Raw genomic sequence first — 5,344 nt, 5'->3', positions numbered from 1 at the left:
GTGCGCTCAAGAAGAAAAGCGGGATCCCGGATCAAGTCCGGGATGACGAAGCTGTCACGGCAAGAATCCAAGCCTGCCGGTGAATACCGCCCTGAGAGCGGCATAGGCTGGTCTTTTGCCCGCGCAGGCCTTACATGCGCGGCCATTATGGGCCGTTTTTCGAAGATGCATGGGCTGGGCAACGATTTCGTGGTGATCGACGCGCGGGAGGCCGCGCTCGACATGACGGAGGCGCGTGCCATGGCCATTGCCGACCGCCATGCCGGGATCGGCTGCGACCAGCTGATCCTGATCGGGGCTTCCGAGCGCGCCGATGTGTCGATGCGCATCTTCAACAGCGACGGCAGTGAAGTGGAGGCGTGCGGCAACGCCACCCGCTGCGTGCCGTTGTTCGTCGGCCGGGACGTGCTGATCGAGACGAAGGCCGGGTTGCTGGACGCCAGGGGCGTCGATGGCGGCGCCCGCGTCGACATGGGCGAGCCCCGGCTGGAGTGGGACGCGATCCCGCTTGCCTACGCCATGGACACGCTGATCATGCCGGTGAGCTGGGAAGAGCTGCCCGCGCCGGTGGCGGTCAATGTCGGCAATCCGCATGTCATCTTCTTCTGCGACGATCTGGACGCGGTGGATATCGAACGGCTCGGCCCGATGATAGAGACGGACCCGCTATTCCCGGCCCGCGTCAATGTGAACTTCGCCCAGATCGTTGGGGAGAACCACATCCGCCTGATCGTCTGGGAACGCGGCGCGGGCCTGACCCGCGCCTGCGGCACCGGCGCCTGCGCGACCGCCGTAGCGGCGGTGCGGCGCAAGCTGGTGAACGGGCCGACCCGCGTGACCCTGCCGGGCGGCGATCTGGTGATCGACTGGGCACCGGGCGGGCATATCCTGATGACCGGGCCTGCCACCCATGTCTTTGACGGCGAGGCTGACTGGGCGCGCTTTTAAATGAGCGGGCCGCAGATCATCACCCTGGGCTGCCGCCTCAATATCGCGGAGAGCGAGGCGATCCGGGAAATGGCGGATGGGCAGGATGATCTGATCGTCATCAACAGCTGCGCCGTGACCGCCGAGGCCGTGCGCCAGACGCGGCAGGCGATCCGCCGGGCGCGGCGGGATCGACCTGATGCGCGGATCATGCTGACAGGCTGCGCGGCCCAGACCGAGCCTGAGACTTTCGCCGCCATGGCGGAGGTCGACGCGGTGATCGGCAATCGCGAGAAGATGGACCCCGCCCACTACACGTCATCCCGGCGGAGGCGGGGATCTCAGGCGATAGGGCACAGCGTTGGGTCTGGGACCCCAGCTTTCGCTGGGGTGACGAGCGTGTTGGATGTGGCGGAAAAGGTCCAGGTTTCCGACATCATGGCGGTGCGCGAAACCGCGCCGCATATGGCGAGCGCCTTTGCCGAACATGCCCGCGCCTTCCTGGAGGTGCAGAATGGCTGCGACCATCGCTGCACCTTCTGCATCATCCCCTATGGGCGCGGGAACAGCCGCTCCGTCCCCGCTGGCGCCGTGATCGAGAAGGCGCGCGAACTGGTCGATGCCGGTTACAGGGAAATCGTGCTGACCGGCGTGGACGTCACCAGCTATGGCCCGGACCTGCCCGGCGCGCCCTCGCTGGGTCTGCTGATCGAGCGCATCCTGAAGGGCGTGCCCGACCTGCCGCGCCTGCGCCTCTCCTCGCTCGACAGCGTGGAGATCGATGAGCGCCTGTTCGACCTGCTCGCCCATGAGCCGCGCATGATGCCGCATCTGCATCTGTCGCTTCAGGCGGGCGACGACATGATCCTGAAGCGCATGAAGCGCCGCCACGGCCGCGCCGATGCGATCCGCATCGTCGAACGCCTCAAAGCCGCCCGCCCCGACATCAGCATCGGCGCCGACATCATCGCCGGCTTCCCGACCGAGGACGAAGCGATGTTCGAAAACAGCCTGAAGCTGGTCGAGGAATGCGCCATCGTCCACGGCCACATCTTTCCCTATTCCCCGCGCGCCGGCACTCCCGCCGCCCGCATGCCGCAGGTCGACCGCTTGCGCGTCAAGGCCCGCGCCGCCCGCCTCCGCTCGGCCTGCGAGGCGCAACGGACAAGCTGGCTGCAAAGCCTGATCGGCACCACCCAATCCGTGCTGGTCGAGCGCAACGGCATCTCCGGCCATGCGGAGAATTTCGCGCCGGTCCGCTTCGCATCACCGCAATCCCCCTCCTCCATCGTCCGCGCGACCATCACGGGCCTTGAGAATGGCGCGCTGATCGCGCAAGAGGCTCGGCAATGACTGAACCCGGCACCAGCTGGCGCGACCGCCTCTTCGGCGGACTCAAGCGCACTTCCGACAAGCTCGGCGAGAATCTGACCGGCCTTTTCTCCAAGGCCGCGCTCGACGAACAGACTCTGGACGAGATCGAGGAAGCGCTGATCGTCAGCGACCTTGGCCCCGCCATGGCCACCCGCGTGCGCGATCGCCTGTCCGAAGGCCGCTACAACCGCGAGCTGACCGAAGACTATCTGCGCGAGATCATCGCGGAGGAGATCGAGAAGACCCTCGCCCCGGTAGCCCGCCCGCTGGAGATCGAGGCCTTTCCCCGGCCGCAGGTGATCCTCGTCATCGGCGTCAACGGATCGGGCAAGACCACCACCATCGCCAAGCTCGCCAACCTCTTCCTCGAGCAGGATTATGGCGTGATGCTGGCGGCGGGCGACACGTTCCGCGCCGCGGCCATCGGCCAGCTCAAGGTCTGGGCCGAGCGGCTGGGCATCCCCATCGTCGCGGGCAAGGAAGGCGGCGACGCGGCGGGCATCGTGTTCGACGCGGTGAAACAGGCGACCGCCACCGGCATCGACGTGCTGATCGTCGATACCGCCGGCCGCCTCCACAACAAGACCGAGTTGATGGATGAGCTGGCGAAAATCCGCCGCGTCCTCGGCCGGTTGAACCCGGCGGCGCCGCATGACGTTGTCCTCGTGCTGGATGCCACCACGGGGCAGAATGCATTGAGCCAGATCGAGGTTTTCAAGGAGTTCGCGCAGGTGACAGGGCTGGTCATGACCAAGCTGGACGGCACCGCGCGCGGCGGCGTGCTGGTCGCGGCGGCGGAGAAATATCGCCTGCCCATCCATGCCATCGGCGTGGGGGAGAAGATCGGGGACCTGCGCCCCTTCGATCCGGGCGACATGGCGCGGGCGATTGCGGGGACGGCCTATGCGCGGTGACACCAAAGCCAAGCATGGCGGCAACCTCAGTCTCGCGCTCGATTTCGGGCCCCTGCTCGTCTTCTTCCTCAGCTACAAGGGCGCGGGCTGGCTTTGGGGACCCGGCAATCCAATCACCGCCATGATATTCGGCACCGCCGCCTTCATGGCCGCGATCGTTGTCGCCGTCATCGTCTCAAAAGTGAAGCTGGGCCGCGTATCGCCGATGCTCTGGCTCTCCGCGGTGCTGATCGTCTTTTTCGGCACGCTTACCATCGTGTATCGCGACCAGAGCTTCATCCAGATCAAGCCGACCATCATCTACGCCTTCTTCGCGCTGATGCTGTTCGCGGGGCTGATGCGCGGCAAGGCGCTGCTCAAATATCTGCTGCAAGCGGCCTATGACGGCCTGACCGAAGAAGGCTGGCGCAAGCTGTCGCGCAACTGGGCCTTTTTCTTCGTCGGCATGGCGATCGCCAATGAGGTGATGCGCCGCACGATGAGTTTCGACAGCTGGCTGGCCGTCAAGGTGTGGGGCGTGACCATCGTGTCTGTCGTCTTCGCTGGCGCCAACCTGCCCATGCTGATGCGCCACGGCCTTGATCTGGGCGACAAGCTCGACAGCGAGGATATCGGCGAAACCACGCCGCCGCAGGGGTGACGGGCGGACGCCACCGGGCGCCCGCCTGCGCCATTCAGCTGAAATTGACCATGCAATAGAGCATCGCGAGCGACAGCAGGGTGTTGATGCGGCTGAAGATCATCGCGGTGGTCGCCGCCTTCGCCTTCACGGCATCCTCCGCCGGGACGATGCCCAGCGCCTTCTTCTGGTTCGGCCAGATCACGAACCAGACGTTGAACGCCATGATCAGCGCCAGCCACATGCCGATGCCGATCAGCAGATAGGGCGCCTGCAAGGTCAGCGCCTGCGCGATATAGCCCGCCAGCCAGGCGACGATCAGCCCGGTCAGCACCGTCATCGCCGCGCCCCAGCGGAAGAAGAACAGCGCGGCGGGGGCGATATGTTTCGAAACGCCCGGCTTCAGCTCCGCCGGGATTTTCGGCATGGTCGGAATCTGGACGAAGTTGAAATAATAAAGCAGCCCGATCCAGGTGATGCCGAAGAACAGATGCAGCCAGCGGAAGATCGTGTTGGCATCCACCAACCCGGCATGCGCGCCGAACATCACGACGATGGCCAGCAACAGCCCGGCGGCCAACACAAGATGCAAATTGCCGAAGAATTTTGCCATGACCCTACCCCCATTGTTCCGACCGCCGCATTCTCCGGGCGACCTAACCGGCGATTCTATGTCATCATTACGCGCCTGTCACATGGATATTTCCATAACTCTAAAAGAAAATATCGTATTTTCCGCAGCGCAATAAGCCTGCTAGGGGCACGGAGCCTTCCGGCCGCATCATCGTTATGCGGCCATCCCATCACGAACCCGAGGAGTTCCGACATGGCCTTTGTTCTGCCCCCCCTGCCCTATCCCAAGGATGCCTTTGGCGACATTCTATCGCCCGAAACCTTCGATTTTCACCATGGCAAGCACCATAATGCCTATGTGGTGAAGGCCAATGAACTGGTTGCCGCCGACGCTTCGCTTCAGGGCAAGTCGCTGGTCGAACTGATCAAGTCGTCCAAGGGCGGCCTCTTCAACCAGGTCGGCCAGATCTGGAACCACACATTCTACTGGCAGTCGCTCTCGCCCAGCAAGACCGCGCCGAGCGGCGAGCTGCTGGCCAAGATCGAAGAAGCCTTTGGCTCGGTCGACGCGCTGGTCGAGAAGCTCAAGGCCGAAGCCGTCGGCCATTTCGCCAGCGGCTGGGCCGCGCTGATCCTGAAGGACGGCAAGCTCGAAGTCACCAGCTATCACGACGCCGACACGCCGGTCGCGCATGAAGGCCATGCGCCGCTGCTGATCCTCGATGTGTGGGAACATGCCTATTATATCGACTATCGCAACCTGCGCCCGGCCTTTGCCGAAAAGCTGCTCAAGGAAGCGATCGACTGGGATTTCGTCGCGCTCAACCTGGACGGTGAAGGCGTGAGCCGGGCTGACCAGCCCGCCTGACATCCCACATTCTGACAAAACACCATCCGACGCTTTCCCTAGCGTCGGATGGTGTTTTTATTGGGTACA

At 64.2% G+C, this 5,344-nt stretch carries 6 protein-coding genes; 5 read left to right on the top strand and 1 reads right to left on the bottom strand.

From position 1 onward, the window contains the following. Nucleotides 1-144 precede the first annotated feature (144 nt). Genes dapF through ispZ form a run of 4 tightly spaced genes read left to right on the top strand, consistent with a single transcriptional unit; the run spans nucleotide 145 to nucleotide 3,855 of the window. The gene (gene dapF, locus RUH75_RS23140; RefSeq protein ID WP_313809560.1) at nucleotides 145-948 is read left to right on the top strand and encodes a diaminopimelate epimerase; all 804 of its coding nucleotides are present in this window, start codon (nucleotides 145-147) and stop codon (nucleotides 946-948) included. Then, nucleotides 949-2,280 (top strand): tRNA (N(6)-L-threonylcarbamoyladenosine(37)-C(2))-methylthiotransferase MtaB, encoded by a 1,332-nt coding sequence (mtaB, locus tag RUH75_RS23135; RefSeq protein WP_313809559.1) that lies wholly within the window; start codon nucleotides 949-951, stop codon nucleotides 2,278-2,280. Continuing rightward, the gene (gene ftsY / locus RUH75_RS23130) at nucleotides 2,277-3,215 is read left to right on the top strand and encodes a signal recognition particle-docking protein FtsY (RefSeq protein WP_313809558.1); all 939 of its coding nucleotides are present in this window, start codon (nucleotides 2,277-2,279) and stop codon (nucleotides 3,213-3,215) included. Before mtaB ends, ftsY begins: the two co-directional genes overlap by 4 nt. Next, entirely contained in the window at nucleotides 3,205-3,855 is a 651-nt protein-coding gene (gene ispZ, locus RUH75_RS23125; RefSeq protein WP_313809557.1) for a septation protein IspZ, read from the top strand. The genes ftsY and ispZ overlap by 11 nt, the downstream gene beginning before the upstream one ends. Before the next feature lie 34 nt (nucleotides 3,856-3,889). On the opposite strand, the gene RUH75_RS23120 is transcribed toward ispZ, so the two are convergent. Beyond that, nucleotides 3,890-4,447, bottom strand: a complete 558-nt coding sequence (locus RUH75_RS23120) for a urate hydroxylase PuuD (RefSeq protein ID WP_313809556.1) — start codon at nucleotides 4,445-4,447, stop codon at nucleotides 3,890-3,892. A 213-nt stretch (nucleotides 4,448-4,660) separates the two neighbouring features. Here RUH75_RS23120 and RUH75_RS23115 point away from each other — a divergent pair, with 213 nt between their 5' ends. Continuing rightward, on the top strand, nucleotides 4,661-5,275 hold the full coding sequence (locus RUH75_RS23115) for a superoxide dismutase (RefSeq protein WP_313809555.1): 615 nt from the start codon (nucleotides 4,661-4,663) through the stop codon (nucleotides 5,273-5,275). Nucleotides 5,276-5,344: the final 69 nt, after the last annotated feature.

This window comes from Sphingobium sp., assembly GCF_032153725.1.
Taxonomy (GTDB): domain Bacteria; phylum Pseudomonadota; class Alphaproteobacteria; order Sphingomonadales; family Sphingomonadaceae; genus Sphingobium.
Note: the sequence above shows the minus strand (reverse complement) of the source record. Positions and strands in the feature narration are given on the sequence as shown.